A 25,470-nucleotide genomic window follows, 5' to 3' on the forward strand; every position below is an offset into this window, starting at 1 on the left:
GGGGGCGGGGGGCAGGGGCGGGGTGACCTTGGCTGGCGCGTTGCCTGGCACATTGTCAGGGCTGACAGGTGCGGCTTGCTGACTGATCTGGGTCGCCAGTTCGCGGGCGCCGCTGAGCATTGCGCTGGCTTCGGGCAGATGAAACAGATGCAGGCGTTCGGCGTGTTCTCCCGCCCAGGTGATGAAGGTCGCGGCGCGTTGCCAGTGCATGCCCGAGAGCAGGGCGAACACTGTGCGTTCGGTCGATTGATGCAGGCGGTCGAAGAACGCTTCCAGGTGGGGGGCGCGCAACCCGTCTTCGTAAGGCAGCCAGAGCACCTTGCCGCGATTGCTGACCGCGCGCAGAACCCCGTAACTGAGCTTGCCCTGGTCGCTGCGCGCACCGTAGTCGTCGATCCAGTGGATCTCGCCGTTCTGCACGCGCGCCTGCTCGACGATGTCCCGATAGGTGCTGCGGTACCAGCGTTGCACCGCCAGCGAAGCATTCGCGACGCGCTTTGCCGGGCGCTCGGCATTGAGCTGCCAGCGTTGCAAATAATGGGCGGCGGTGCGTTCCGGCAAATCGATATCGTGCAGACGCTTGACCAGTGCCTGCATCGCTTCCAGTTGCCAGAGCTGGAACGGTAACTGATGCCGTTCCGGTGGCGTGCTGACCAGCAATCTGTAGATGTTCTGTTCCTGCTCGGCAGAGAGGGTGCGACCTTCACCTTGCTTGCGCCCGCGTTCGCGTACGGGCACGGCATTCCAGCCACCGGCTTGCCACGCCTTGTAGGCAGAGATGATCGTCGGCGATGAGAGTCCTGTGTCCTGGCTGATGGCTTTGAGCGTGCTGCCGGCGATGCGCAACTGCACGGCGCGCAGACGAAGCTGGTTGATCTGTGCAACGGATAACTGATTGCCGTGGGACACAGGAACTCCTGTTAAACATCCAATTGCTGATTAGCGGTGGTGTGGACGTCTGTACTGTTCCCGGATCCGAAAAACGGCGCATAGGCTGTATGGACTAAACGAAGAATAAAAACAGGAGAGATCCCATGAACGAGTCAATGGCTGTTCTGCTTGAAGATGTCATCGGTATTGTTCGCGCAGCTGGCGAACGGGTGTTGGAGGTGTATCGCTCGGATTTCGAGGTGCGTGGGAAAGTCGATGCCTCCCCGGTGACCGAAGCTGACGAGCGCGCCGAGATCTTGATTCTGCAGGCCTTGGCCGCGCGTACGCCGCAGATTCCGGTGATTTCGGAAGAGGCCGCCGCTGCCGGCCAGGTGCCCGAGGTGGGCCAGCGTTTCTGGCTGGTGGACCCGCTGGATGGCACCAAAGAGTTCATCAATCGCAATGGCGAGTTCACCGTCAATATCGCCCTGATCGATAACGGTGAGCCAGTGCTAGGGGTGGTTCTCGCGCCCGCGCTGGAGCGGCTGTTTGCCGGTGCCCGTGGTTGTGGTGCCTTTATCGAACAGGCCGGGCAGCGCCAGCCCATCCACTGCCGTGCAGTGACGCAAGAGGGCCTGGACGTGGTCGCCAGCCGCTCCCATGGCGATGCCGAGGCGCTTGAAAAATTCCTCGACGGGCGCCAGGTGCGATCACTGAAAAGCGCCGGCTCATCGCTAAAAATTTGCCTGGTGGCTGCTGGCGAGGCAGACCTTTATCCGCGCCTGGGGCGCACCATGGAGTGGGATATCGCCGCGGGTCATGCGGTGCTTGTCGCTGCCGGTGGACAGATCCGCACCCTTGCCGGCGATGCGTTGCGTTATGGCAAGCCTGGCCTGGACAACCCGCATTTCTACGCCCACGGGCTATAGACCCCACACACTTGCGCACGGACCTGCTTCCGGGAATGGAGGCAGGCCCTTTTTGGTTTGGCACTTACATCGACAGGTGCGCGGTCAAGTCCCCCCACCATGTCCAGGTGCGAATAATCACGAAAGCTGAATCGCCAGACCCCGTCGACACGCTCGAACTCGTCGAGGTAGCGCCCGGCGGCGATGGGTTGCAGGGGTAGGGTGTCGGTGGCCTGAAGCACGGTGTAGCACGAGCGAACCGTCGCGGTGTTCGCGGTTTCGTCGATGTCGATGATCAGGTTGCTGATGATGTGTCGGGTACGGGGTGTGCCGCAGGGGTAGAGCTTGATTCGTTGTTGCCAGATGCCCAGAAGGGCGATGTGATCGAGGGAATCGTGGCTTTGTACCTTGATCCGGGCATGACGAAACAGCTCGGCAGCCTCGACCAGTCGGCCGCTGTCCAGGCATTCGGCGTAACGGTAAAGCAGGTTGCTGATCTGAACGGCGCTCATGGCAATCCTCATTAAAAAGCCGCTGGAACCTGGCAGGGTTGCAGCGGCGCGGTGGTGTGCGAAGGAGGTCAGGCAGTAACCGCCTGGACCGCTGTGAGGTTCGGGGCGGGGTGCTTCATCTGTTGCCGGTAACGTGGCAGCGCCAGGGTCAGGAACACGCTGGCCAGCACCAGCAACGACACGGACGAAGCAAGGGCATAGCGCAGGGATTCACTGCCCAGGGTCGGCACGAAGAAGTCGCTGAGCATGCCTACAAACAGCGGCCCGACACCGACGCCCAGCAGGGTCATGGACATGACGAAAATCGCCGTGGCCTGGGCCAGTCGCGTGGCCGGGAACAGGTGGGTGATGGCGCTCAGGCACGGCGTTGCCCACCACACGCCAAAGAAGCCGAAGGCGCTGTAGAACAGGAACGCTTGCGGCACGGCGATGCTGCCGATATGGAACGCCGTGCCCTGTGGCCAGAGGAAATACGCCAGGGCGAAGGGGATGCTGATCAGCGTTCCCAGCAGTGGCACGCCGATTTGCCAGCCGACATCACGCCGCGCCATGCGGTCGGTGAGCATGCCGCAGACCAGGGTGCCGATGGTCGACCCGGTGCCGCCCACCACGCCCACCAGGAATCCGGCTTCTTGCAAATTGAGGCCGTGGGAGCGGATCAGGAAGCTCGGGCTCCAGGTGCCGATGGCGTAGCCGGCAATCGCCGCCGCGCCGCCGGTAAGTACCAGCCACAGAAAAGAGGGCATTCGAAACAGCTCGACCAGGGTCTTGAGCCAGCCATCCTGTTGCGCCGCGACGTTACCCAGCGGTGCTACGCGCTTGGGCACCCGCACGGTCAGCAGCAGAAGCAGGCCGAGGAAAATACCGGGGGCGCCGATCAGCAGGAAAGCGTAGCGCCAGCCATGGTGCTGGGCGATCCAGCCGCCCAGGCCGAGGCCGACAATCGCCCCCAGACTGGAACCGAGCATCAGCACCGACAGAGCAGTGGATCGGCGGTTTGCCGGGTACAAATCCGAGACCATCGCCACCGACGGCGCCGTGCCGCCGGCCTCACCCACGGCCACGCCGATTCGCGCCAGCACCAGGGTCAGAAAGTTGCCGGCCATGCCGCAGAGCATGGTCATCAGGCTCCAGGCGATGCAGCTGAAGGCGATCACCGGCTTGCGCCCGATGCGGTCTGACAGGCGCCCCAGCGGGAAGCCGAACACGGTGTAGAACACTGCAAAGGTCACCCCCGACAGCAGACCGATGCCGGTATCGGAAATGCCGAATTCGAGTTTCACCGGCTCGATCAGGATCGCCATCAATTGGCGGTCGATGTAGTTGAACACATAGATGCTGGCGAGCACGAACAGCGCGTAGTGCGTTCGCCATGTCACGGGGGTGGATTGGTTCACTGCGGGTGCTCCCGGTTTTGTTCTGGTGGTCGCGATGTTCGGCTTGCCGCGGTTTTTTCTCATCGTCCGTTCAGACCATCTTTGGGTTTGCAGGCAAGCCGCCCTGCACGATCGCCAACCTAGTCTTGTCGGACGATGTTTCGCTTGCGCTCAACGTCAATCATTCAGCCCGTATCCGCTGCCATGTCAGCGCTTGCCCAAGTGATGGCAAGCCCTGCGACAGCAAAAAACAATAAGAAGCTGAGGAATTGAAATGAGCGTCTTGTTCGAACCGGTCGCCCTGGGCGAACTGCAACTGGCCAACCGCATCGTCATGGCTCCCATGACTCGCAGCCGCGCCCTTGCCGATGCGGTCCCCGGCGGCGATATGGTCGAATACTACCGCCAGCGTGCCAGTGCCGGGTTGATCGTGGCCGAAGGCACCGCGCCCTCGGCCAGCGGCCTGGGCTATTGTCGCACCCCGGCCATCTACAGCGACGAACAGATTGTCGGCTGGCAGCGGGTCACCGAGGCAGTGCATGCCGAGGGCGGGCGCATTGTCCTGCAGCTGATGCATGTCGGCCGCGCCGCCAGCCGGCACAACAAACCGGCGGGGGCGGTTACCGTGGCACCTTCGGCATTGCGCGCACGCACACAGGTGTTCAGCGACGCTGCCGGCCTGGTGGACACTGACGAGCCACAGGCGCTGACCTTGCAAGGCATTGGCGAGGTCATCGAAGACTATCGCCAGGCTGCATTGAATGCGCGTCAGGCCGGCTTCGACGGTGTCGAACTGCACTGCACCAGCGGTTATCTGCCGATGCAATTCATGGCATCCGGCAGCAACCAGCGCAGCGATGCCTATGGCGGCGATGTGACCGGGCGGGTGCGTTTTGCCAAGGAAGTGATCGAGGCCATGGTCAGTGCGATTGGCGCTGGACGCGTCGGCTTTCGCCTGTGCCCCGGCAACCCCTACAACGACATCGACGACCGCGATCCAGCGGCCACGGCGGCGGCCTTGTGTGAAGCCGTGGCGCCGTTGGGCCTGGCTTACCTGCACATCATGCGCTCGCCATTGAAAGACCTTGATGCCTTCGCCCTGGCGCGTCGGCACAGCCCCCATGCGTTGATTCTCAATGATGGTTTCGACGGTCCTTCGGCCAGTGCCGCGCTCGCGTCGGGCGAGGGGGCTGCTGTGTCGTTCGGCCGTCACTTTATTGCCAACCCTGATCTGGTGGCGCGCTTGCAGCGTGGCCTGCCGCTGAGTGGCTTCGACCGCAAGACCCTGTATACGCCGGGCCCGTCGGGCTACTCGGATTACCGCGCCCATCAAGCGATTGCCCAGGAGGTGGCGCAATGAACCTCAACGACTTGAGCCACGTCCTGCCGACCCACCCAGTGCCACGGGAGCGGACCCAGGCGCTGCTCGACCAGCGCTCGGCCGCCGCCGGGCTGATCAAACCGGGCGACCTCTACACCCTCGCCGACCGGCTGGAGCAACAGGCGAGCAAGCAGGGTGAGCGCACGTTCCTGATCTATGGCGAGCAGACCCTGAGCTACTTCGAGGTCGATGCGCGGGCCAACCAGATGGCCCACACGTTTTATGCCAATGGCCTGCGCGCCGGCGATGTCTGCGCCCTGGCCATGGAGAACCGCCCGGCGTTTTTCTGCACCTGGTTCGGCCTGGTCAAGCTCGGGGTGGTGGTGGCGTTCATCAACACTCAGGTCAGTGGCCGCCCGCTGCTGCATGCGTTGCAAGTCACCGAGGCCAAGGCGTTGGTGATCGGCGAAGAGTGCCTGGCCAATGTGCAGGCCACCGAAGGCTTTCCGGACCTGCCGTGCTGGCTGCTGCGCGACGCGGAAAATCCCTGGACGGGCGCGCTGCCCAAGGGCGTCGACGGGCATTTCGCTGCGCGTCTGGAAAAAGCCCCGCGCACGCCGTTTCCCCGCGACATCCGCGCGCGCATCGATGCGCAGACTCCGACCCTGCTGATCTTTACCTCGGGCACCACCGGCTTGCCCAAAGCGGCGCGCTACAGCCACATGCGCTGGATGTCGTCGGGCGATGTGATGGAAACCACCCTGCAAGCCACTTGCGAGGATGTGTTCTATTGCTGCCTGCCGCTGTACCACGGCGCCGCAGCCACGTCGGTGACTTCTACCGCGCTGCGCGCCGGTGCTGCCATCGTGGTGCGCCGCAAGTTCAGCGTGCGCGAGTTCTGGAAGGATGTGGCACGGCATCAGATCAGCATCTTCCAGTACATCGGTGAAATCTGCCGCTATCTGCTCAATCAGCCGGTGCGAGCGGGCGAGCGCGAGCACAGCCTGCGCTGCATGCTCGGTGCCGGGCTGTCGCCGGACTCCTGGCAGCGCTGGCTGGAGCGCTTCGGCCCGATCCAGGTGTTCGAGGGCTGGGGTGCCACCGAAGCCAATGCGGCGGTGATCAACGTCGACAACTATTTCGGTTCCTGCGGACGCGTGCCGGACTGGAACAAAACCAACCTGCGGCTGGTGCGTTACGACATCGAAAACGACTGCCATCCGCGGGACGAAAACGGTTTCTATCAAATCTGCAAAGTGGGCGAGGTTGGCGAGGCCATGGGCTTTATCGTCGATCACCCTGAAATTGGTGGCGGGCGTTTCGAGGGTTACACCTCAAGCGAAGCGACCGAGAGCAAAATCCGTCGCAATGTGTTTCGCGAGGGCGATGCTTACTGGAGTTCCGGCGACTTGTTGCGCGAGGACGCCGACGGTTACTGCTACTTCGTCGACCGCATCGGCGATACCTATCGCTGGAAGAGCGAGAACGTTTCGACCCTGGAAGTGGCGGACGCCCTGGGCGATCTGGCGGGCCTGGAACTGATCAATATCTACGGCGTTCAGGTGCCGGGCCATGAAGGCCGCGCCGGCATGGCCGCGGTGCTGATGCAGACCGACCAGACGTTTGATCCTGCGGCCCTGTACGCCCTGACCGAAGCGCGCCTGCCGCGCTATGCGGCCCCGGTGTTCGTACGGGTTACCCAGTCGGCAGACCTGACGGCCAGCTTCAAGCTGCGCAAGGTCGATCTACAGCGCCAGGGCTACTGCCCGACCCGTTGCAACGATCCGCTGTTCATCCGCGACGAACAGGCCCGCACCTATGTGCCTTATTCGGCAGAGGCACTGACCCGGGCCGGCCTGACGCCATTCGCGGTGGCCGACCATGGCTGATCTCGACGCCAATGGTCACGAACTGCGCAGCGGCCTGCGCTATCCCTGGCCGCAGGCGCCCGATTCCGGGCAAGTGCGTGAAGTGGCACCGGGCGTGTGGTGGCTGCGTATGCCGTTGCCGTTTCGCCTGGACCACATCAACCTCTATTTGCTGCGCCACACCGACGGCTGGGTCGTGGTGGACACCGGTATGAACACCGAACAGACCCGCGAGGTCTGGGACCGGGTGCTGAGTGAAGTGTGTGACGGGCTGCCGCTGCTGGCGGTGGTCTGTACCCACTTTCACTCCGACCATGCCGGGGTGGCCGCATGGCTTTCGGAGCGCTTCCACTGCCCGGTGTACATGACTGCCAGTGAGTTCCAGTCGCTGCACGTGAGGTTTCCCGCCGCTCAACCACCGGGCTGGGACTTCCTCGATTTCTACCGCAAGGCCGGCGTGGCTGACGAACAAAGTAGCGAGATGTTCGCGGTGATGAGTAACGCCCATTTTCTGCCGGCGCCGCTGAACCATTACCGCCGTTTGCACGAGGGCAGCCTGCTGAATATCGGTGGCCGCACCTGGCAGGTGGTTATCGGCCGCGGCCACTCGCCTGAACATGCCTGTCTGTACGCCGCCGATGACGGCTTGCTGATCTCCGGCGACCAGGTGCTGCCGCGCATCACCTCCACTGTCGGCGTGCATGCCACGGAGCCATTGGCCAACCCGCTGCGCGACTGGCTCGACTCCATCGAGCATTTGCGCAGCTTGCCCGACAGCGTGCTGGTGCTGCCGGCGCACGAGCGGCCGTTCTTCAATTTGCATCAGCGCCTGGACCAGCTCCAGGCCCATCACCACGGGCATCTGGCGTTGATGCTGGCCAACTGTGACGAGCCGCGCACCGTGCTCGAACTGGTGGCTGTGTTGTTTCCCAAGCTGTCGGGTCGTTTCGACGAGCTGATGGCACTTGGCGAAACGTTGGCCCATGCCAACTACCTGGTGGCCGAAGGGTCACTGGAGCGGGAAGAGGACCGGGGGCGATATCGCTACCGGCGTGCTGTAAGGGGAGCGTGCGCTGTTACCCCGCTCAAGGTGTTTTGAGCGGGCGGCACGGCAGCAGTGTTGAACATTCCAGGCAGCCAGCCGGTTGTCATTGAGGAGAATCAGTGTGATCAACAAAAACAACAATAACTCTACGGTCATCGGTTCGAGCGCATTACAGGTCAGCAGCCTGGCGGCAGCCATTGCGCTGGTGTCCACACCGGTGTGGGCCGGTGATACGTTCGAGTTCGACAACGGCGCGACCATGGATTGGTCGGTGACCACCAGCTACGGCATTGGTGTGCGCACTGGCAGTCAAAGCGATCGCTTGCTGACGGTCAACGCCGACGATGCCAACCGCAACTTCGATAGTGGCAGCCTCACCACCAACCGCGTGGGCGCGCTGGGCGAAATGATCCTGCGCAAGGACAACTACGGCGCCGTGGTACGCGGCAGTACCTTCTACGATGACGTCTACCACCGCAAGAACGATAACGATTCGCCCGCCACCGTGAACAAAAGCGGCAGCAACGATGAGTTCACCAGTGACACCCGCTACTACAGCGGCGGTCGCAGCAAACTGCTGGATGCCTATGTGTTCAGCGGCTGGCGCTTTGACAACGACACCATGCTGGACGTCAAGGCCGGGCGGCACATCGAATCCTGGGGCGAGAGTTTGTTCTACCCGGGTGTGAACGGCGTACAGAACCCTTCCGACGCGGTAAAAGCGTCCCAGCCAGGTGTTGAAGTCAAGGAAATCCTCTTGCCGGTGGGCCAGTTCTCCGGCTCGTTTCGCCTGAACCCCCAGCTGACTTTCGGTGCATACGTGCAATACGAATGGAAGGGCACCGAACTGCCGCCGGTGGGCAGTTACCTGTCGAGCACTGACGTGGTTGGGCCCGGTCGCGAGTTCATCTACGCCAACGGTCAGAAGATCGCTTACCGCGGCACCGACGAACCGCGCGATGGCGGCCAGTGGGGCGTGCAGGTGCGCTACCGCCCGGTACCGGCCATTGAGCTGTCGCTGTTCCACGTCAACTACCACGACAAGAACCCGGCCACCGCCCTGGTCGGCTACGACCCGCTCCCAGTGGGCGGTGGCCTCAACGCCTTCGTCAGCAATGGTTACCGGATCAAGTACTTCGAAGACATCAAGCTGACCGGCATCAGCGCCTCGACCAAGATCGGCGACACCCAGGTCGGCGGTGAATGGTCGTACCGCGACGGTGCGCCGGTGATGGTCAATACCGGCCTTGGCGCGGTGCCGGCCAGGGGCAAGGGCCAGCAAATGCAGTTGTCGGCGATCCGTATCCTGGGGGACCGTCCCTGGGCCAGCCAGACCGCCCTGACTGCCGAAATCATCCGCGTGCAGGTCGACAGCGTCGAATCCACTTCGGCGGCGCCCAACCTGCAAGGCGTAAACCTGTTGCCCTCCCTGAAACCTCTAGTGGCGTCTTCCAATGACTATACCTACAGCACAGCCGCCGGTTTTCGCACCAAGTCTTCCAGCGCCTACACCGTGGGCGCATCGTTCAGTTATCCGGGAGTTTTCCAAGGCTGGGATCTGGACGTCCCCTTCAGCTTCTCCAACGTCTTCAGCGGCTCCACGCCCATGGCCGGCAGCATCTCCGGCGTGCAAGGTGACCGACGCCTGAGCGCGGGCACGACTTTCAAGTACCTGGGCAACCTGGAACTCGGTTTGAAATACATCGCCTACCTGGGTGAAGCCGACCCGGTCCATCGTCCGTTCGCCGACCGCGACTACGCCACGTTCTCGATGAAATACACCTTCTGATCGACCACTCAAGATCCGGGTCGCTTTGCTGCGCCCGGACCTGAACTACAACCTGGAAATGGCCGCAGCGTTACGCTTCGGCATGGAGGCACTATGGGACTCAAAGGGCATGCGGCCATTGTTGGCACCGCACAGTACAAACCGGAGAAGTATTCGACCGCGCCCAAGATGTTTCACCTTGAGCAAGTCGCCGACCTGGCGGCCCAGGCCCTGCGCGATGCCGGGCTCAAGGCCTCTGACCTCGACGGGCTGGTGATCAACGGCCCGCATTTTCATGAAGCCTCGGTGTTCGTACCGGCGATGGCCGCCGAATACCTGGGCCTGCGCCTGAACTTCGCCGAAGTGGTCGACCTGGGTGGCTGCACATCGGTGGGCATGGTCTGGCGCGCTGCCGCCGCGATCGAACTGGGGTTATGCCAGGCGGTCCTGTGCGTCATCCCCGCGCGCATGGCGCCGTTGGGTCCCGACGAGGACCCCGGCTGGATGGCTCGGTCCATGCGTTTCGGTGGGCACAGCACGGCCTTTGGCGCGCCCGAGGCCGAGTTCGACCTGCCTTACGGGCACATGGGCCAGAACACCGGCTACGCGATGATTGCCCAGCGTTATGCCGCACAGTACGACTACGACCAGCGGGCGATGGCCAAGATAGCCGTCGACCAGCGCACCAACGCCCTGGCCAACCCGCAAGCGATGTTCTATGGCCAGCCGTTGACCATCGAACAGGTGCTGGCCAGCAAAATGGTCGCCGACCCGTTGCATGTCCTGGAAATCGTCATGCCCGTGACCGGTGGCGCCGCGATGATTATCACCAACAAGGAAGTGGCGGCGCGGGCCCGCAAACGTCCGGCGTTCATTACCGGGTTTGGCGAACACCTGGCATTCAAGTCGCCGTCCTATGCCGAGGACATGCTGCACACGCCGATTGGTCCGGCCTCCCAGCGAGCCTTTGCCATGGCCGGGCTGAAGCCAAAAGACGTCGATGCCGCGCAGATCTACGACTGCTACACCATCACCACCTTGCTCACCCTGGAAGATGCCGGTTTCTGTGGCAAGGGCGAGGGCATGGCGTTCGTGCGCGAACACGACCTGACCTGGCGTGGCGACTTCCCGATGAACACCCATGGCGGGCAACTGAGTTTCGGCCAGTCGGCCTCGGCCGGTGGCATGAGCCAGGTGATCGAGGCGGTGACGCAGATCGCCGGCACCGCCGGTGAACGCCAACTGGGCCGCTGCGACAGCGTCTACGTCTCCGGCACCGGTGGCGTGATGAGTGAGCAGGGCGCATTGATACTTCAGGGAGCATAAGCACATGTCCAACAACAAACCGATGCCGGTCGCGACGCAAATCTCCGCACCCTTCTGGGAGGGCCTGAAGGCTCGCCGCCTGTTGATCCAGCAATGCAACGCCTGTGCGCACTGGAACTTCTACCCGCGCCGGCATTGCCCAGTGTGCCTGGAACATGACCTGGCCTGGCGCGAAGTCAACGGCGCCGCGACGCTGTACAGCTACACCGTGACGCGCATTGCGACCTTGCCCGACTTCATTGATGAAATGCCGCAGAAACTGGCGGTGGTCGAGCTGGCCGAAGGGGTGCGCATCAACACCAACCTGGTAGGTCTCGAGGAAAACGAAGTCGAGATCGGCATGTCCTTGCAGCCGGTGTTCGCCGAAGTCGACGCCAAGGGCACCCGCCTGCTGCGCTTCACCGGGGTGGACAAGGATGCGGCGAGCCTTGAGTCGCTGCCGGCGCAGGACAGCGAACCGGCACCTGCGGCGACGGAGCAACCGATCGCGCGGCAGATCGACCTCAACGATGGGCCGGCCTTGCAGGCACTGGTCAGCGAGCAGTTCAGCGACTGGAGCAATGTCGTGGTGGTCGACCAGACGTTGATCGACGAATTTGCCCGGTTGTCGGGTGACGATTACTGGATCCATACCGATCCGGAGCGGGCGCGCCTGCAAAGTCCGTTTGGCGGCACCATTGCTCACGGTGCGCTGGTGCAAGTGCTGCAGTCGCGGATGAAACTGGCGCTGGGCTTTGAAATCAGCGGTTTCACCACTCAGATCAACTACGGCTCCGATCGCCTGCGCTTCCCGGCGCCAGTACCGGCCGGCTCGCGCATCCATTCGCGGGCCCGGGTGAAAAAAGTCGAAATCCTGGCCCGTGGCACCCAGCTGACCCTGGAACTCAACACCCATGTGGTGGGCCAGGACCGACCGTCGGTGATCAACGACCTGGTGATCCTGTACATCGCCTGATCGCTACCCGGGCCACTGAGCAGGTGAATTCCTGTGGGAGCGAGCCTGCTCGCGATAGCGGTAGATCAGTCGACCTGGATGGCGACTGGCATGGCCTCATCGCGAGCAGGCTCGCTCCCACAATAGTCCTGCGCCGTATCCGAAGATCGAGCGTCACAGATCACCGGTAGCTGCGGTGGTTTGCCAATTACGCTCCAAAACCGAACGCTGTACAGCGATGTTCCCCGCCTCACGTCATTCACGCCATTGCATAAGCCATTTGGACGATGTGTCACCCAGTCCTTGCACCGACTATTCCCCCCAGAGGCAACGCCCATCTCGATTGCCTCGCATGCTCTGGTGCGTGACAAAAACAAGAGGATCGGCCCTATGACTTGCCCTATCCACGCCTATCCCGAACAGGAGCGTTGCTCATGCGTTCGGTGATCGGCTACGCGGTTTGCCTGGTGGTCGCCTTGACCATTGGCTACACCTTTTCCCCCAAATCCCTACCGCAACAAGAACTGTTGACCACGCGCCCGGACCGGGTGCAGATCAACGGCCTGCTCAATCTTGGCGCGCGGGTGGTCGCCGTGGGTGAGCGTGGCAGCATCCTGCTCAGCGATGACCAGGGCGTCAGCTGGCAGCCAGCCAGCGTCGCCACGCAACGCAATGCGACCCTGACTGCCGTGGTGGCGCTGGATGACAAGCGCTTGCTGGCCGTCGGTCATGACGGCTGGATCCTGCGTTCACAGGATGCAGGCAGCACCTGGCAGGAAATGCGCCACGACAGCGATCTGGGCGAGCCGCTGCTGGGCATCTGGACCGGCGGTGGCGAAAGCGTCGTGGCGTTCGGCAGCTTCGGCAAGTTCTATCAATCCCTGGATGCCGGGCAGACCTGGACCCCACAATCGCTGGCGATCGACAACGCGCACCTCAACAGCATGGCCGGTGGCGACGATGGCCGGCGCATGCTGGTGGGCGAGCAGGGCCTGGTGTTGCGTACCACCGACAGCGGCCAGCACTGGCAGATCTTGCCGGCGTTCTACAGTGGCTCGCTGTTCGGCATCGTGCGCCTGAGCGCGGACAACTGGGTGACCTACGGCATGCGTGGGCATGTGTTCGTCAGCCATGACTTCGGCGACAGCTGGGCCCAGATCAACGTCGGTAACCAGCTGCCTTTGTACGGCCATGTGTTGCTGCCCGATCACTCGGGGCTGGTGATCGTCGGTGCCGGCAGCTCGGTGGTGCGCCTGGATGCAAAGGGTGCACTGGTCGGTGTCGGACGCCTGGCCGGGCTCGGTACGTTGACCTCGGCGACGATGGTTGGCCCGCGGCTGCTGGTGGGTGGCGAACGCGGGGTATTGCAGGGTTCAGGTGGCAGTGTCGCTGCCCTAATGGCCACACAGGCCACCCAGTAAATGAGAGGCAGGCAATGAATCAAGGTAAACACTGGGTGACTCGATGCGTCGAAACGTGCGCGGACCATCTGATGGCTTGGCGCAAGGGACTGCTGGCGCTGTTTGTCCTGGTGACGCTGGGCCTGGGCTACAGCGCCACCCACACGCAACTGGATCCGGGTTTTAACAAACAGATCCCGGTGCGTCATGAATACATGATCAATTTTCTCAAGTTCAGCCGCTACTTCACCGGCGCCAACCGCTTCCTGGTCAGCGTGCACTGGAAAGGCGAGGGTGACATTTATAACGCCGAGTACCTCGAGACCCTGCGCAAAGTCACCGACGACGTGTTTTTCATCTCCGGGGTCAACCGCCCCAGCGTGACGTCGCTGTTTACCGCCAACGTGCGCTACATCGAAATTACCGAGGAAGGTTTCTTTGGCGACGTGGTGGTGCCACCGCGCTTCAGCGGCACAGCCGAGGACCTGGCGCAGGTGCGCAGCAACACGGCGGCCTCCGGGCAGGTCGGTCGCCTGGTGGCCAACGACCTGAAGTCGGCCATGGTCCGCGCCGACCTGCAGGACACCGACCCCAAGACTGGCCAGCCGGTGTCCTATGTCGACATCGCCAAGCGCCTCGAAGAAATCCGCGCCAAGTACAACAGCGCCGATATCGAGATCAACATCGTCGGCTTCGCCAAGCTGGTGGGGGATGTGGTCGAAGGGTTGAACACGGTGATCGGCTTCTTTGTCGCGGCCTTCGTGATCACCGGGTTGCTGCTGTGGCTGTATTCCCGGTCCCTGCGCCTGACAGTGGTGGCGCTGGTGGTAGCGTTGCTGCCGGTCGTCTGGTTGCTGGGCCTGTTGCCGCTGCTGGGCCTGGGCATTGATCCGATGTCGATTCTGGTGCCGTTCCTGATCTTCTCTATCGGCGTGTCCCATGCGGTGCAGATGACCAACGCCTGGAAGCAAGACGTGCTGGCCGGTAGTACGTCGAAGGAAGCGGCGCGCTCGGCGTTCTGCAAGATCTTCATCCCCGGTTCCCTGGCCTTGCTGATGAATGCCCTGGGGTTCGCGGTAATCATGCTGATCGACATTCCCATCGTCCACGAACTGGGGGTGACAGCCTGCATCGGCGTGATGTTGATGATCATCACCAACAAACTGATGTTGCCGGTAATCATTTCCTACCTGCGGCTGGAACCCGCGCTATTGCGTCGGGCGCAATCACGGCCGGCGGGCAGGCACCGCCTGTGGTGGCGCCTGTCGGCGTTGGCCGAACCGGGGCCGGCCCTCGGAGTGTTCGCCGTCAGTCTGCTGTTGCTGTTGGCCGGGGCCTACAAGGCTCGCGACCTGGCGGTGGGCGATATCGGCGCGGGCGCGCCGGAGCTGCGGGCCGATTCGCGCTACAACCAGGACAACAGCAAGATCATCGGCAGCTACTCCATCGGGCTCGATGTGATGTCGGTGTTCGTCCAGGTCAAGGGCGTCGATGAAGGTTGCCTGTCGCCTGCGGTGATGCGTGCGGTGGAAGCCTTCGATTTCCGCATGCGCACGGTCTCCGGTGTACAGTCGATACAGAGCGTGGCGGACATGGGCAAGCGGGTGATCGCCGGCAATAACGAAGGCAATCCGCGCTGGGCGGCGATTCCGGGTTCGCCCCGCGGCCTGAGTCAGGGCGCGCGGGCTTATATTCCGGATGACGGACTGGTCACCGACGGCTGCCAGCAGATGCAGATCCTGGTGTTCCTGGCCGATCACGAAGGCAGCACCGTCAGCCATGCGATCGCGCAAGCCAGGCGGATCATTGCCGAAGTCAGCTCGCCGCAAGTCGAGTTTCTCCTGGCCGGTGGCAACGTCGGGGTGATGGCGGCCTCCAATGAGGCGGTCAAGCGCGCCGAAGTGATCATGCTCGGGGCACTATTCGGATCGGTGGCATTGTTTTGCTGGCTGACCTTCTTGTCGATCCGCGCGGTGCTGTGCATTCTGGTGCCGCTGGCGATTGTCGCGATCCTCTGTAACGCCTTGATGACCATGCTCGGGATCGGCCTGAAGGTCGCGACCTTGCCGGTGATGGCGCTGGGGGTGGGCGTGGGTGTCGACTACGGCATTTACCTGTACGAGCGTATCCAGCATGAAATGCTGCGCGGATCCGACTTGCGCGAGGCGTTCTACCAGGCTATGTGCCAACGCGGCACCGCTGCGGTGTTCACTGCCGTGACCATGTCCATTGGCGTCTGCACCTGGGCGTTCGCACCGCTGAAGTTCCAGGCTGACATGGGTGTGTTGCTGTCGTTCATGTTTCTGGTCAACGTACTGGGGGCGATTTTCCTCCTGCCGGCATTGGCCGCCTGGTTCAATCGCGGGCGACCGTTGGTTACCTATCGGGAACGTACACCTGCGCCAGCACGAGGGCAGTTCCGCCTGAAAAACAGTCCGGCTGCGCGTGATACCGCTAGCGAAAAATAATCCTGCCGGGCCTATTGTGGAGTCCGCAGGCGATAGGGAAACTGGCAGGCAAGTAGCCGTCGAGAGGGGGGGAGCCCTGGGTTCCCCCGGCCGAAATTATAAAAATAACAAGGGAAGGGCGCAGTCCTTACCCGAGCGAGATAAGACTATGCAAAATGCTGTCTTGACCTATGAAGCCCTGGCCAGCCTTGGCCTCGACCTCACGCGCTACAACCAGCTGGTGGGCGAAATCTACGAAGGCGCCCTCGATCCGAAACTGATGGCCCACGCCCTCAGAAGCTTTCTCAAGCTCTACGATGCCAACTTTGTCACCCTGATCCTGCGGGTACCGGATCAACCCGATACGGGCGTGATGATCATCGTCGGCGACATCGAGGGTGCCGGTGATGTCTGCTACATGACCTACCCGCAAACCAATTCGCCTTTCTCCAACCAGCCGCTGGACAGTGTGTTCACGGTCGATGACATCATGAGCTCCACAGAATGGGAACACAGCGCCTACTTCAAGGCGTTCTGCGGTCCCAATGATGTGTATCACGTGATGTGCGCGGACATTTCCACCCCGGACGGCGGCAAACTGCGCTTTCGCATCACCCGCCCTAAGCGGGCCACCAACTTCTCTGCCCATGACCGGGCGGTGTGCGCCAGTTTCCTGCCACACCTGCGGCGCGCCTCCCAGTTGCATAACCTGCTGGATCGCAGCGAATCGCTGAGCGAGTTGTACTCCCAGGCCATCAGCCGGTTATCGGTGGCGACCCTGGTGCTCGACGAGAGCGGCAGCGTGCTGCAGATCAATCCGGTGGCCCAGGAAATCCTCGCCCGTTCCGATGGCCTGAAACTGGTGGGCGGGCGCCTGGAGGCAACGTATCCCAGCGACAACCGTGAGCTGCAACGCCTGATTCGCGGCGCGTTCTGCCCGGATGCGCCAAAAAGCGCCGAGGCCATGTCGGTGACGCGGCCTTCAGGGCTGGTCAACCTCGGGGTGGTGGTCGAATCGATTCCGTCCCTGGACTGGGCCGAGGAGAAGGGCCAGCCGGCGGCGCTGGTATACATCCGCGATGCATCGAGCAAATCCCTGGCCAGCGAGGTGGTGACCAAGCAGCTGTTCAACCTGACCAAGGCCGAAACCGCCCTGGCCATGGAACTGGCCAACGGCTTGTCCCTGGAGGAAGCTGCCGAGGTCCTGAATATCCGGCGCAACACCGCGCGGGCGCACCTGCGCTCGATCTTCTCCAAGACCGGTGTGCGGCGCCAGACCGAACTGGTGCGCATCATGCTCAACAGCGTGGTGGCTCTGGGCAAGCCGCAACTGGCGTTGAAAGTGGCCGAGAAGATCAAGGTGCCGCCGCTGCAACTGGCCGTGCCGATCTATCGTCAGGCCTGATCCTGCAGACCCGCCGCCGGGCCATCCGCTGCCCGGCGGCGCGGTCATTGACGCAGCGCATTTTTTAGTCCGCACGGACGATGCCGTCCCGTGATCGCCCTGTCGATACTGGGCGGACCTATCACGGAGAACCACCATGCCAATTACAGCCATCACCGGCAGTGCCTCGGGAATCGGGGCTGCCGTATCCGCCGCCATGCGCGCCGCCGGGCACCAGGTCATCGGTATCGATCGCAACAACGCCGAAGTGATCGCCGACCTGTCCACTGCTCAGGGACGTGACGCCGCCATCGGGCAAGTGCTTGAACTCAGCGGCGGGGTCCTCGACGGGTTGATCTGCTGCGCCGGGGTCGGTGTCACGGCGCCAAGCTGCGGTCTGGTCCTTGCGGTCAACTACTTTGGCGTCAGCCAGTTGCTCGATGGCCTGCAGGGGGCGTTGGCCAGGGGTCAACAACCGGCAGCGCTGGTGATCGGCTCGGTGGCGGCGACTCATTCGGGGCCCGAGGGCCAGCCGATGATTGAAGCGATGATTGCGGGCGATGAGGCCCGGGCGCTGGAATTGGCCAACAGCTTCGGCCAGCCTCACGTCGCCTATGCCGCCTCCAAATACGCCATCAGTCAGCATGTCCGCAGCCTGGCTGTGAGCTGGGGCAAACAGGGCATGCGCTTGAACGTGGTGGCACCGGGTGCGGTAGAAACCCCACTGCACCAGGCCTCGCTGGACGATGCACGCTTCGGCAAGTCGACCCGAGAATTCGTTGCACCCCTGGGTCGCGCCGGGCAACCTGCGGAAATCGCCGCGGCGGTCGCGTTCCTGCAATCGCCACAGGCTTCGTTTATCCATGGCAGCGTGCTGTTTGTCGATGGCGGCATGGATGCCATGGTCCGCGCCTCGCGCTTCTAAAAGGAACTCCCATGAACAAAGTGGCATTCATCACTGGCGCCAGCCGGGGTATCGGCCGCGAGGCGGCGTTGGCCTTCGCCCGCGCCGGTTTCGACCTGGCAATCAGCGCCCGCACTCTCAATGAGGGCGAACAACATGAACATGCCTTGCGCGATACCGCCGGGGCGCCGCTGGCCGGCAGCCTCAACGGCACTGCGCAGGTGTTGCGCGAGCTCGGTTGCCGGGTGCTCGTGGTGCCGATGGACCTGCTCGACAACGCCTCGGCCCTGAACGCCTGCCAGGCGGTACTGGCCGAGTACGGGCGCATCGACGTACTGATCAACAACGCGATCTACCAGGGCAGCGATCTCAACGCCGGATTCATGGACCTGCAGGCGCAGACCCTGGAGCGGATGTTCCATGGTTACATCCTTACCCCGTTCCTGTTGACCAAGGCGGTGGCTGAACACATGGTGACGCGCGGCGGCGGGGTAGTGATCAACGTCACCTCCGGCGCCGGCGAAAGCGACCCACCGGTAGCGGCGGGCAAGGGTGGCTGGGGTTATGCCTACGGCGCGGGCAAGGCGGCGGTGTCGCGATTGTCCGGGGTGCTGAGCACGGAATTGGGTGAGGCCGGTGTGCGCGCCTATACCCTCAATCCGGGCGTAGTCACCACTGAAGCGCTCAAGGCCACCATCGGCGACAAAGGCTTGATCGCCCTGCGCGCCGGCAGCGCTCCACCCCATGTACCGGCGGCCGTGATGCTGTGGCTGGCTACCGCCGAACAGGCACCGGCGTTTCAACGCCGGACCATTGCGGCGCAGCCGTTTGCGCTGGAGCACGGGATTGTGGCGGATTGGCGTTAACCCGATGATCCAATGATCCGTAGGAGTGAGGCTTGCCCGCGAACCAGACGCCGTGGTGTATCTGTCATACCACGTCATCGTTCTTCGCGGGCAAGCCTTGCTCCTACAGGTGTTGTGTTGATCGCTCCCACAGCGTGGGAACGATCATCTCGCCTTACGCCTGTCGACGCTGACGGGCGAGGGTCATGGCAGTGTCTTCGATCATGTCCTCCTGACCGCCGACCATGCCGCGACGGCCCATTTCAACGAGGATTTCCCGCGCCGAAACGCCGTATTTTTTCTCTGCACGCTTGGCGAACAACAGGAACGAACCGTAGACCCCGGCGTAGCCCATGGTCAGGGCATCGCGGTCGCTGCGGATCGGGAAATCCATGATTGGCACCACTAAATCCTCGGCGACGTCCTGGATACCAAACACGCTGACGCCGGTGTCGATGCCCATGCGGTCACACACCGCCACCAGCACTTCCATCGGCGTGTTGCCCGCTCCGGCACCGAGGCCCGCGCAGGCGGCGTCGATCCGGTTGGCCCCGGCGGCAATCGCGGCGATGGAGTTGGACACGCCCATCGACAGGTTGTGGTGGCCATGGAAGCCGATTTCGGTTTCCGGCTTGAGGGCCGCGCGCATCGCTGCCACGCGGGCGCTGACGTCGTGGGGCAGCAGGTAGCCCGCCGAGTCGGTCAGGTAGATGCAGTTGGCGCCGTAGCTTTCCATCAGCAAGCCTTGCTTGACCAGGCCTTCGGGGCTGTTCATGTGGGCCATCATCAGGAAGCCAACGGTGTCCATGCCCAAGCCGCGGGCGTGGGAGATGTGCTGTTCGCTGACATCGGCCTCGCTGCAATGAGTGGCGACGCGAATGGTGTTGACCCCCAGTTCATGGGCCATTTTCAGGTGATCGACGGTGCCGATGCCCGGCAGCAGCAGGGCCGAAACCTTGGCCTTTTTCATCAGCGGGATCACTGCCGACAGATACTCCTCGTCGGTGTGGGCCGGGAAGCCATAGTTCACCGAGCTACCGCCGAGGCCGTCGCCGTGGGTGACTTCGATCAGCGGCACGCCGGCCGCGTCGAGGCCGCAGGCAATGTCTTTCATCTGTTGCAGGCTGATCTGGTGACGCTTGGGGTGCATGCCGTCGCGCAGGCACATGTCGTGAACGGTGATGCTTTTGCCGCGAAGATCCATGGTCGGCTCCTTATGCGTGGGCGGTTTGGACGGTAGCGTTCAGCACAAGCTCGCCCTTGAGGATCTCCTCGGCGAACATCTCGGCAGTGCGCGCCGCGGCGGCGGTCATGATGTCGAGGTTGCCGGCGTACTTGGGCAGGTAGTCGCCCAGGCCTTCGACTTCCATAAAGATTGACACCCGATTGCCGTCGAACACCGGTCCGTTGACCAGCTTGTAGCCGGGCACGTAGCGCTGCACTTGCTTGATCATCGCCTCGATGGCGGCGGTGATTGCCGGCTGGTCGGGTTCGCTGGCGGTCAGGCAATGCACGGTGTCGCGCATGATCAGCGGTGGCTCGGCGGGGTTGATGATGATGATCGCTTTGCCCTTCTTCGCGCCGCCGACCTTTTCCACTGCGCTGGAAGTGGTGCGGGTGAACTCGTCGATGTTTTTCCGGGTGCCGGGGCCGACCGATTTCGAAGCAGCGGTGGCGATGATTTCGGCGTACTCCACCGGCTGTACGCTGGACACCGCCGCCACCAGCGGAATGGTGGCCTGGCCGCCGCAGGTGACCATGTTGACGTTCATCACGCCCAGGCCCAGTTGCGCCTTGAGGTTGACCGGTGGCACGCAATACGGGCCGATGGCCGCCGGGGTCAGGTCGATCATCAACACGCCCAGGGCATTGAGCTTGCGCGAGTTCTGCGCGTGCACGTAGGCCGAAGTAGCATCGAAGGCAATCTGGATCTGGTCTTCGAGGACATGCGGCAACAGGCCGTCGACACCATCGGCGGTGGTCTTCAGGCCCAGCTCGCGAGCCCGAGCCAGGCCTTCGGAAGTCGCGTCGATGCCGACCATCCACACCGGTTCCAGCACTTCACTGCGCATCAGTTTGTACAGCAGATCGGTGCCGATGTTGCCCGGCCCGATCAGCGCGCATTTGATCTTTTTGCTCATGGTTTTTTGGCTCCTGAAGAGGGAAGGGCGATTCACGGGACAAAGCGCAGGCTGGTTTCGCCGAGCCCGCTCATGGACAGGCTGATGCTGTCACCGGCGACCACTGGCACCAGCGGCGCCAGGGCACCGGAGAGAATGATTTCGCCACGGCGGAACGGGATGCCCAGCTCGCCCAGGGTATTGGCCAGCCAGGCCACTGCCGCGCAGGGATGGCCTTGCACCGCCGAACCCAGGCCCGAGCCTGCCGGCTGGCCGTTTTTGAGCATTTGCATGTGCACCGCGGCCAGGTCCAGCGAGCGCGGGTCGATCCGCTGGGTGCCGAGGGCGAACACACCGCAGGAGGCGTTGTCGGCCACGGTGTCCTGGATGCGAATCTGCCAGTCGTCGATCCGCGAATCGACGATTTCGAAGCACGGCACGACCCACTGGCTGGCGGTCAGCACGTCCTCGGCGCTGATGCCCGGGCCTTGCAAGTCTTCGCCGAGGATAAAGGCGATTTCGCCTTCGGCCCGTGGCTGGATCAGGTTATAGCGGGCCAGGCTGACATCGCTGCCATCCTCGACCTGCATGGCATCGGTGAGGAAGCCGAAGTCCGGTTGGTGGACGTCGAGCATTTCTTGCACGGCACGGCTGGTGACTCCGATTTTCTTGCCGATCACTTGCTCGCCGAGGGCTTCGCGGCGTTGCAGGAAGTGCAGGGAAATCCGGTAGGCCTGCTCCAGGGTGATCTGCGGATAGCGCCGGGTCAGGGGAGCCAGGGTCTGGCGGCTGCGCAAGGCGTTGAACAGTTCGTCACCGAGGGCGTTGATCAAATGGGCGTCCATGGCGAGGGCTCCAGATGGGGGGAGATAAAAAAGGCCCACCCCAATGTCATCAGGGGCGGGTCCAAAGGAGTCGGTCAGCCGGGCCAGACCGACGAGTCGGCACCACCATCGACATCGATGATCTTGCCGGTCACCCAGGCCGAAGCGGGGCTGGCCAGGTACAGCGCGGCGGCGGCGATGTCTTGCGGGGTGCCCAGGCATTTGAGCGGGGTGTTGGCCTCCATGACCTCGCGCATGGCGGCGGGCATCACGCTGTTCAGCGCTTCGGTCAGGGTCGGGCCGGGGGCTACGGCGTTGACCCGGACCTGCGGAGCGAAGTCCTGGGCCAGCAGGCGGGTCAGATGGCTGAGGGCGGCCTTGGCGGTGCCGTAGGCGCTGAAATGGCGCTGGGAATAGCGCGCCGCCACCGAGCTGATGTTGATGATGTTGCCGCCACCGGCCTCACGCATCAGAGGCACACACAACTGGCAGAAGGCGTAGCTGGTGGCGACGTTGAAGGTCAGCACCTGGGCGAACTGCTCGGGCGTCATCGCCAGTGGATCGTTGGGCCCGCCGCCGCCGACGTTGTTGACCAGATGAGTGATCCGGCCCATTTGCTCAACGCTTTGACGCACCAGCGCCTGGCGTTGTCCGGCATCGTTGACGTCACAGGCGATGGCCAGGGCGCGCCGGCCCAGGCCGCGCACTTCCTCGGCCACTGCCTCTACTTCGTCCAGCGAACGTGCCGAACACACCACATCGGCACCGGCTTCGGCATATGCCAGGGCAATCGCCCGACCAATGCCGCGGCCGGCGCCGGTGACAATGGCGACGCTGCCGTCCAGTTGGAAACGCTGCAAAATACTCATGGGACCTTGCTCCGTGGGGTCGACTATGGATGGGTTTACTATCGCTTTCGTGGTTGGATTGGGCATCGTCTCAACGGACTAGCGGGGGGAGTACATATCCGTTTCTTCGGTAACGGCGACTTATGGTTTCGCCCTTACGGCGAGTTACTTGGAAAAGCGGAACGCCGCCCGGCCCCAAGTAACCAAGGGCTCTTGCCCCTTTCGTTCGGTGCCTCGCTAGTGCTCGGCACCGAGTGGTGGGGCAAGAGAATTTTTGGTTGCTTTTGGGCTCTTTCAAAAGTGACCCGCTGTAAAAGCGGAACCTTAAGTCGCCGTTACCGCAGCAACGGATATACACCCAGCCCGAAAAATCACGCTCACCCCTAGTCCGCATTGACGATGAATGATTGCTCGCTCGATCCGATGATCCATCACAACTCGCGCAGTGGCGCAGTGAGATCGGGAGAATTGAGTGATGCACAGCATGCGAGAAAAGAACCAGGACGAACGTGATCTGCTTGAACGTGCACGTAGCCTGGTGCCGGCACTCAAGGCACGCACGGCGCAGGCCGACAAGGACTTGAAAGTGCCAGTGGAGAGCATCGTCGAGTTGCAGGCCGCCGGCTTGCTGCGAGCCTTGCAGCCAAAGGTCTTTGGTGGTTATGAAGTGGACCCGCGCACCTTCTTCGAAATCCAGACCATCCTCGCCGAGGGTTGCATGTCCACGGCCTGGATCTACGGCGTGATGGGGGTTCACCCCTGGCAGTTGGCGCGCTATCCGATCGAAGCGCAGCGTGAAGTCTGGGCCGATGACCACAGCACCTTGATCTGTTCGACCTACATGCCGGCGGCCAAGGTCACGGTGGTCGAGGGTGGTTACCGCATCAGCGGACGCTGGGGTTTCTCCAGCGGCAGCGAGCACTGCCAGTGGGTGTTCCTGGGGGGTATCCTGCCACCCGATGGCGAACTGGCCGCCGAGCACGGCACCTTCTTGCTGCCACGTCGCGACTATCAGATCGAACGCAACTGGGACGTGCTGGGCCTGCGCGGCACCGGCAGCCATGACATCGTGGTCGAGGATGTATTCGTCCCGGCCCATCGCGTGCAACGCACCAATAACTGGACTCTCGAAGCGACGCCTGGGCGCCTGGTCAACACCAACCCGATCTACGCGATCCCGTTCGCCCAGGTGTTCTCCCGCGCCGTCTCGACCTCGGCCATCGGCGCCCTGCAGGGTGCGATCAACGAGTTCCGCGATAACGCCGCCAAGCACATCGGCAAGCACGGCGCCCGTACTGCTGACGATCCGGTGGCACAAACCGCCGTTGCCGAAGCGATGATCACCGTCGACGGGCTGCGCCTGGTGTTGGAGCGTAACTACGAGCATCTGATGAGCCTGGCCCGTGCCGGCGAGTACCCGGACACCGAGACCCGCCTGCTGTATCGCTACCAGTCGGCCTACGTGACCAACATCTGTGCCGAGCGGGCCAACGACCTGCTGCGCAGCATGGCGGCCTCGGGCTTGTACAACACCAATCCGGTAGCGCGGCTGTTCCGCGACCTGCACCAGGCGCGCGGGCACATCGCCAATAACTACATGGCCTACGGCCGCAGCTACGGCGCGGTGATGCTCGGCCTGCCCAACCCGGACCCTTATGTCTGAGGCCACGGCGCCCGTTTCGACACCCCTGGGTTTACACCTGTCCGTGCTGCACGGCCAGGTGGTCATGAGTACCTGACCTATGAACAATTATCTTGCCCTGCGCGTGGCGCGAGTGATCGAGGAAACCGCCGATGCGCGCTCCCTGGTGTTCGACGTGCCGGAGCATCTGGGCGAACGTTTTCGCTATCAACCCGGCCAGTTCCTGACCTTGCGCGTGCCCTTCGAGGACGGCTGGCTGCCCCGTTGTTATTCATTGTCCAGCACGCCGTTGCTGGATGAGCCGTTGCGGGTAACGGTCAAGCGCGTGCACGAGGGACGCGCCTCGAACTGGCTGTGCGGCGAGTTGCAGGCCGGCCAGACCGTGGAGGTTCTGCCACCGGCCGGGGTGTTCGTGCCGCGCAGCCTCGACGGCGACTTGCTGCTGTTCGGCGGTGGCAGTGGCGTGACCCCGGTGCTGTCGATCCTGCGTTCGGCGTTACTCGCGGGAACAGGCCGGGTCCTGCTGATCTATGCCAACCGCGATGAGTCCTCGGTGATATTCAAGGATGAACTCAGGCACCTGGCCAGCGCTCATCCGCAACGCCTGCAAATCGTCCACTGGCTGGATTCGGTGCAGGGCATCCCGAGCGTCGGGCAACTGGCCGAACTGGCGCGGTCGTTTATCGATGCCCAGGCATTCATTTGTGGTCCGGGCCCGTTCATGGACGCGGCCGTCAGCGCGCTCAAGGGCTTGGGCATGCCGGATCGTCGGGTGCATGTCGAGCGCTTCGTCTCGCTGCCCGGTGAAGGTGAGCTGCCGCTGGTGGCCAGCAGCGAGGCCGCCGTGGCCGCGCAATTGGCGGTGCGCCTGGATGGCGAGGACCACCAGCTGGCCTGCGACAGCGGCGAGACCGTGCTGGCCGCCATGGAGCGTGCCGGCCTCAACCCGCCCAGCGCCTGTCGTGTCGGTGGCTGCGCCTCGTGCATGTGCACCCTGGAAAGCGGCGAAGTCGAACTGCTGCACAACGATGCACTGGATGCGGGCGACCTGGCCGAAGGCTGGATTCTGGCCTGTCAGGCCGTGCCCACCAGCGCGCAACTGCGTATCCGCTTTCCCGATTGATGAGC

At 63.1% G+C, this 25,470-nt stretch carries 21 protein-coding genes; 14 read left to right on the plus strand and 7 right to left on the minus strand.

What is annotated here, in order from left to right; genetic code table 11:
- On the minus strand, positions 1–909 hold a 909-nt coding region (locus tag AC3WN7_RS22735; RefSeq protein WP_492575380.1), incomplete at its 3' end, for a transposase.
- A 125-nt stretch (positions 910–1,034) separates the two neighbouring features.
- Here AC3WN7_RS22735 and cysQ point away from each other — a divergent pair.
- Complete coding sequence (gene cysQ / locus AC3WN7_RS22740) at positions 1,035–1,799, plus strand: 3'(2'),5'-bisphosphate nucleotidase CysQ (protein WP_102675154.1); 765 nt, start codon at positions 1,035–1,037, stop codon at positions 1,797–1,799.
- On the opposite strand, the gene AC3WN7_RS22745 is transcribed toward cysQ, so the two are convergent.
- Together AC3WN7_RS22745 and AC3WN7_RS22750 are read right to left on the minus strand one after the other, a co-directional pair.
- On the minus strand, positions 1,781–2,290 hold the full coding sequence (locus AC3WN7_RS22745; RefSeq protein WP_256585732.1) for a nuclear transport factor 2 family protein: 510 nt from the start codon (positions 2,288–2,290) through the stop codon (positions 1,781–1,783). The two genes, cysQ and AC3WN7_RS22745, sit on opposite strands and share 19 nt — an antisense overlap.
- A gap of 68 nt (positions 2,291–2,358) precedes the next feature.
- Positions 2,359–3,687, minus strand: a complete 1,329-nt coding sequence (locus AC3WN7_RS22750; protein ID WP_102675153.1) for a spinster family MFS transporter — start codon at positions 3,685–3,687, stop codon at positions 2,359–2,361.
- 253 nt (positions 3,688–3,940) lie between these two features.
- Between AC3WN7_RS22750 and AC3WN7_RS22755 the strand changes: the two genes are divergently transcribed.
- From AC3WN7_RS22755 to AC3WN7_RS22805, 11 genes are all read left to right on the plus strand, one after another.
- Positions 3,941–5,026: an alkene reductase gene (locus tag AC3WN7_RS22755; RefSeq protein WP_102675152.1), complete on the plus strand. Its 1,086-nt coding sequence runs from the start codon at positions 3,941–3,943 to the stop codon at positions 5,024–5,026.
- Complete coding sequence (locus AC3WN7_RS22760) at positions 5,023–6,876, plus strand: long-chain-acyl-CoA synthetase (RefSeq protein WP_102675151.1); 1,854 nt, start codon at positions 5,023–5,025, stop codon at positions 6,874–6,876. The genes AC3WN7_RS22755 and AC3WN7_RS22760 overlap by 4 nt, the downstream gene beginning before the upstream one ends.
- Positions 6,869–7,954 (plus strand): MBL fold metallo-hydrolase, encoded by a 1,086-nt coding sequence (locus AC3WN7_RS22765; protein WP_102675150.1) that lies wholly within the window; start codon positions 6,869–6,871, stop codon positions 7,952–7,954. The genes AC3WN7_RS22760 and AC3WN7_RS22765 overlap by 8 nt, the downstream gene beginning before the upstream one ends.
- Positions 7,955–8,021: 67 nt before the next feature.
- Positions 8,022–9,689 carry a DUF1302 domain-containing protein gene (locus AC3WN7_RS22770; RefSeq protein ID WP_102675149.1) on the plus strand — a complete coding sequence of 556 codons (1,668 nt, stop codon included), beginning with the start codon at positions 8,022–8,024 and terminating at the stop codon, positions 9,687–9,689.
- A gap of 93 nt (positions 9,690–9,782) precedes the next feature.
- Positions 9,783–10,994: a thiolase family protein gene (locus tag AC3WN7_RS22775; RefSeq protein ID WP_102675148.1), complete on the plus strand. Its 1,212-nt coding sequence runs from the start codon at positions 9,783–9,785 to the stop codon at positions 10,992–10,994.
- A gap of 4 nt (positions 10,995–10,998) precedes the next feature.
- On the plus strand, positions 10,999–11,949 hold the full coding sequence (locus AC3WN7_RS22780; protein WP_102675147.1) for a bifunctional OB-fold nucleic acid binding domain-containing protein/MaoC family dehydratase: 951 nt from the start codon (positions 10,999–11,001) through the stop codon (positions 11,947–11,949).
- A 413-nt stretch (positions 11,950–12,362) separates the two neighbouring features.
- Positions 12,363–13,349 (plus strand): WD40/YVTN/BNR-like repeat-containing protein, encoded by a 987-nt coding sequence (locus AC3WN7_RS22785; protein WP_102675146.1) that lies wholly within the window; start codon positions 12,363–12,365, stop codon positions 13,347–13,349.
- 14 nt (positions 13,350–13,363) lie between these two features.
- Complete coding sequence (locus AC3WN7_RS22790; RefSeq protein ID WP_102675145.1) at positions 13,364–15,796, plus strand: efflux RND transporter permease subunit; 2,433 nt, start codon at positions 13,364–13,366, stop codon at positions 15,794–15,796.
- Positions 15,797–15,944: 148 nt separating this feature from the next.
- On the plus strand, positions 15,945–17,180 hold the full coding sequence (locus AC3WN7_RS22795; RefSeq protein WP_102675144.1) for a helix-turn-helix transcriptional regulator: 1,236 nt from the start codon (positions 15,945–15,947) through the stop codon (positions 17,178–17,180).
- A gap of 136 nt (positions 17,181–17,316) precedes the next feature.
- Entirely contained in the window at positions 17,317–18,084 is a 768-nt protein-coding gene (locus AC3WN7_RS22800) for an SDR family oxidoreductase (protein ID WP_102675143.1), read from the plus strand.
- Between the two features lie 11 nt (positions 18,085–18,095).
- Entirely contained in the window at positions 18,096–18,929 is an 834-nt protein-coding gene (locus AC3WN7_RS22805; RefSeq protein ID WP_102675142.1) for an SDR family NAD(P)-dependent oxidoreductase, read from the plus strand.
- 154 nt (positions 18,930–19,083) lie between these two features.
- Here AC3WN7_RS22805 and dmpG read toward each other — a convergent pair whose 3' ends face one another.
- The 4 genes from dmpG to AC3WN7_RS22825 all read right to left on the minus strand — a co-directional run bounded on the left by dmpG (position 19,084) and on the right by AC3WN7_RS22825 (position 22,721).
- A complete protein-coding gene (dmpG, locus tag AC3WN7_RS22810) occupies positions 19,084–20,112 on the minus strand; it encodes a 4-hydroxy-2-oxovalerate aldolase (protein WP_102675141.1) in 1,029 nt (342 codons plus the stop codon).
- A 10-nt stretch (positions 20,113–20,122) separates the two neighbouring features.
- Positions 20,123–21,049, minus strand: coding sequence for an acetaldehyde dehydrogenase (acetylating) (locus AC3WN7_RS22815; RefSeq protein ID WP_102675140.1), 927 nt, complete (start codon positions 21,047–21,049; stop codon positions 20,123–20,125).
- A gap of 32 nt (positions 21,050–21,081) precedes the next feature.
- A complete protein-coding gene (locus AC3WN7_RS22820; protein ID WP_102675139.1) occupies positions 21,082–21,873 on the minus strand; it encodes a fumarylacetoacetate hydrolase family protein in 792 nt (263 codons plus the stop codon).
- 74 nt (positions 21,874–21,947) lie between these two features.
- Positions 21,948–22,721, minus strand: coding sequence for a glucose 1-dehydrogenase (locus AC3WN7_RS22825; protein ID WP_102675138.1), 774 nt, complete (start codon positions 22,719–22,721; stop codon positions 21,948–21,950).
- A gap of 454 nt (positions 22,722–23,175) precedes the next feature.
- Between AC3WN7_RS22825 and AC3WN7_RS22830 the strand changes: the two genes are divergently transcribed.
- A complete protein-coding gene (locus AC3WN7_RS22830; protein ID WP_102675136.1) occupies positions 23,176–24,363 on the plus strand; it encodes an acyl-CoA dehydrogenase family protein in 1,188 nt (395 codons plus the stop codon).
- Between the two features lie 79 nt (positions 24,364–24,442).
- Positions 24,443–25,465, plus strand: coding sequence for a ferredoxin--NADP reductase (locus tag AC3WN7_RS22835; RefSeq protein WP_102675135.1), 1,023 nt, complete (start codon positions 24,443–24,445; stop codon positions 25,463–25,465).
- Positions 25,466–25,470 lie beyond the last annotated feature (5 nt).

The sequence above is a fragment of the Pseudomonas sp. FW305-70 genome (assembly GCF_058783925.1).

What these genes read in the sequence shown, in the direction of transcription:
- AC3WN7_RS22830 (WP_102675136.1), top strand. Translation starts at nt 23,176, where the DNA reads ATGCACAGCATGCGAGAAAAGAACCAGGACGAACGTGATCTGCTTGAA.
- dmpG (WP_102675141.1), bottom strand. Translation starts at nt 20,112, where the DNA reads ATGGATCTTCGCGGCAAAAGCATCACCGTTCACGACATGTGCCTGCGC.
- AC3WN7_RS22790 (WP_102675145.1), top strand. Translation starts at nt 13,364, where the DNA reads ATGAATCAAGGTAAACACTGGGTGACTCGATGCGTCGAAACGTGCGCG.
- AC3WN7_RS22755 (WP_102675152.1), top strand. Translation starts at nt 3,941, where the DNA reads ATGAGCGTCTTGTTCGAACCGGTCGCCCTGGGCGAACTGCAACTGGCC.
- AC3WN7_RS22805 (WP_102675142.1), top strand. Translation starts at nt 18,096, where the DNA reads ATGAACAAAGTGGCATTCATCACTGGCGCCAGCCGGGGTATCGGCCGC.
- AC3WN7_RS22785 (WP_102675146.1), top strand. Translation starts at nt 12,363, where the DNA reads ATGCGTTCGGTGATCGGCTACGCGGTTTGCCTGGTGGTCGCCTTGACC.
- AC3WN7_RS22765 (WP_102675150.1), top strand. Translation starts at nt 6,869, where the DNA reads ATGGCTGATCTCGACGCCAATGGTCACGAACTGCGCAGCGGCCTGCGC.
- AC3WN7_RS22835 (WP_102675135.1), top strand. Translation starts at nt 24,443, where the DNA reads ATGAACAATTATCTTGCCCTGCGCGTGGCGCGAGTGATCGAGGAAACC.
- AC3WN7_RS22795 (WP_102675144.1), top strand. Translation starts at nt 15,945, where the DNA reads ATGCAAAATGCTGTCTTGACCTATGAAGCCCTGGCCAGCCTTGGCCTC.
- AC3WN7_RS22780 (WP_102675147.1), top strand. Translation starts at nt 10,999, where the DNA reads ATGTCCAACAACAAACCGATGCCGGTCGCGACGCAAATCTCCGCACCC.
- AC3WN7_RS22820 (WP_102675139.1), bottom strand. Translation starts at nt 21,873, where the DNA reads ATGGACGCCCATTTGATCAACGCCCTCGGTGACGAACTGTTCAACGCC.
- AC3WN7_RS22745 (WP_256585732.1), bottom strand. Translation starts at nt 2,290, where the DNA reads ATGAGCGCCGTTCAGATCAGCAACCTGCTTTACCGTTACGCCGAATGC.
- AC3WN7_RS22815 (WP_102675140.1), bottom strand. Translation starts at nt 21,049, where the DNA reads ATGAGCAAAAAGATCAAATGCGCGCTGATCGGGCCGGGCAACATCGGC.
- AC3WN7_RS22800 (WP_102675143.1), top strand. Translation starts at nt 17,317, where the DNA reads ATGCCAATTACAGCCATCACCGGCAGTGCCTCGGGAATCGGGGCTGCC.
- cysQ (WP_102675154.1), top strand. Translation starts at nt 1,035, where the DNA reads ATGAACGAGTCAATGGCTGTTCTGCTTGAAGATGTCATCGGTATTGTT.
- AC3WN7_RS22760 (WP_102675151.1), top strand. Translation starts at nt 5,023, where the DNA reads ATGAACCTCAACGACTTGAGCCACGTCCTGCCGACCCACCCAGTGCCA.
- AC3WN7_RS22825 (WP_102675138.1), bottom strand. Translation starts at nt 22,721, where the DNA reads ATGAGTATTTTGCAGCGTTTCCAACTGGACGGCAGCGTCGCCATTGTC.
- AC3WN7_RS22775 (WP_102675148.1), top strand. Translation starts at nt 9,783, where the DNA reads ATGGGACTCAAAGGGCATGCGGCCATTGTTGGCACCGCACAGTACAAA.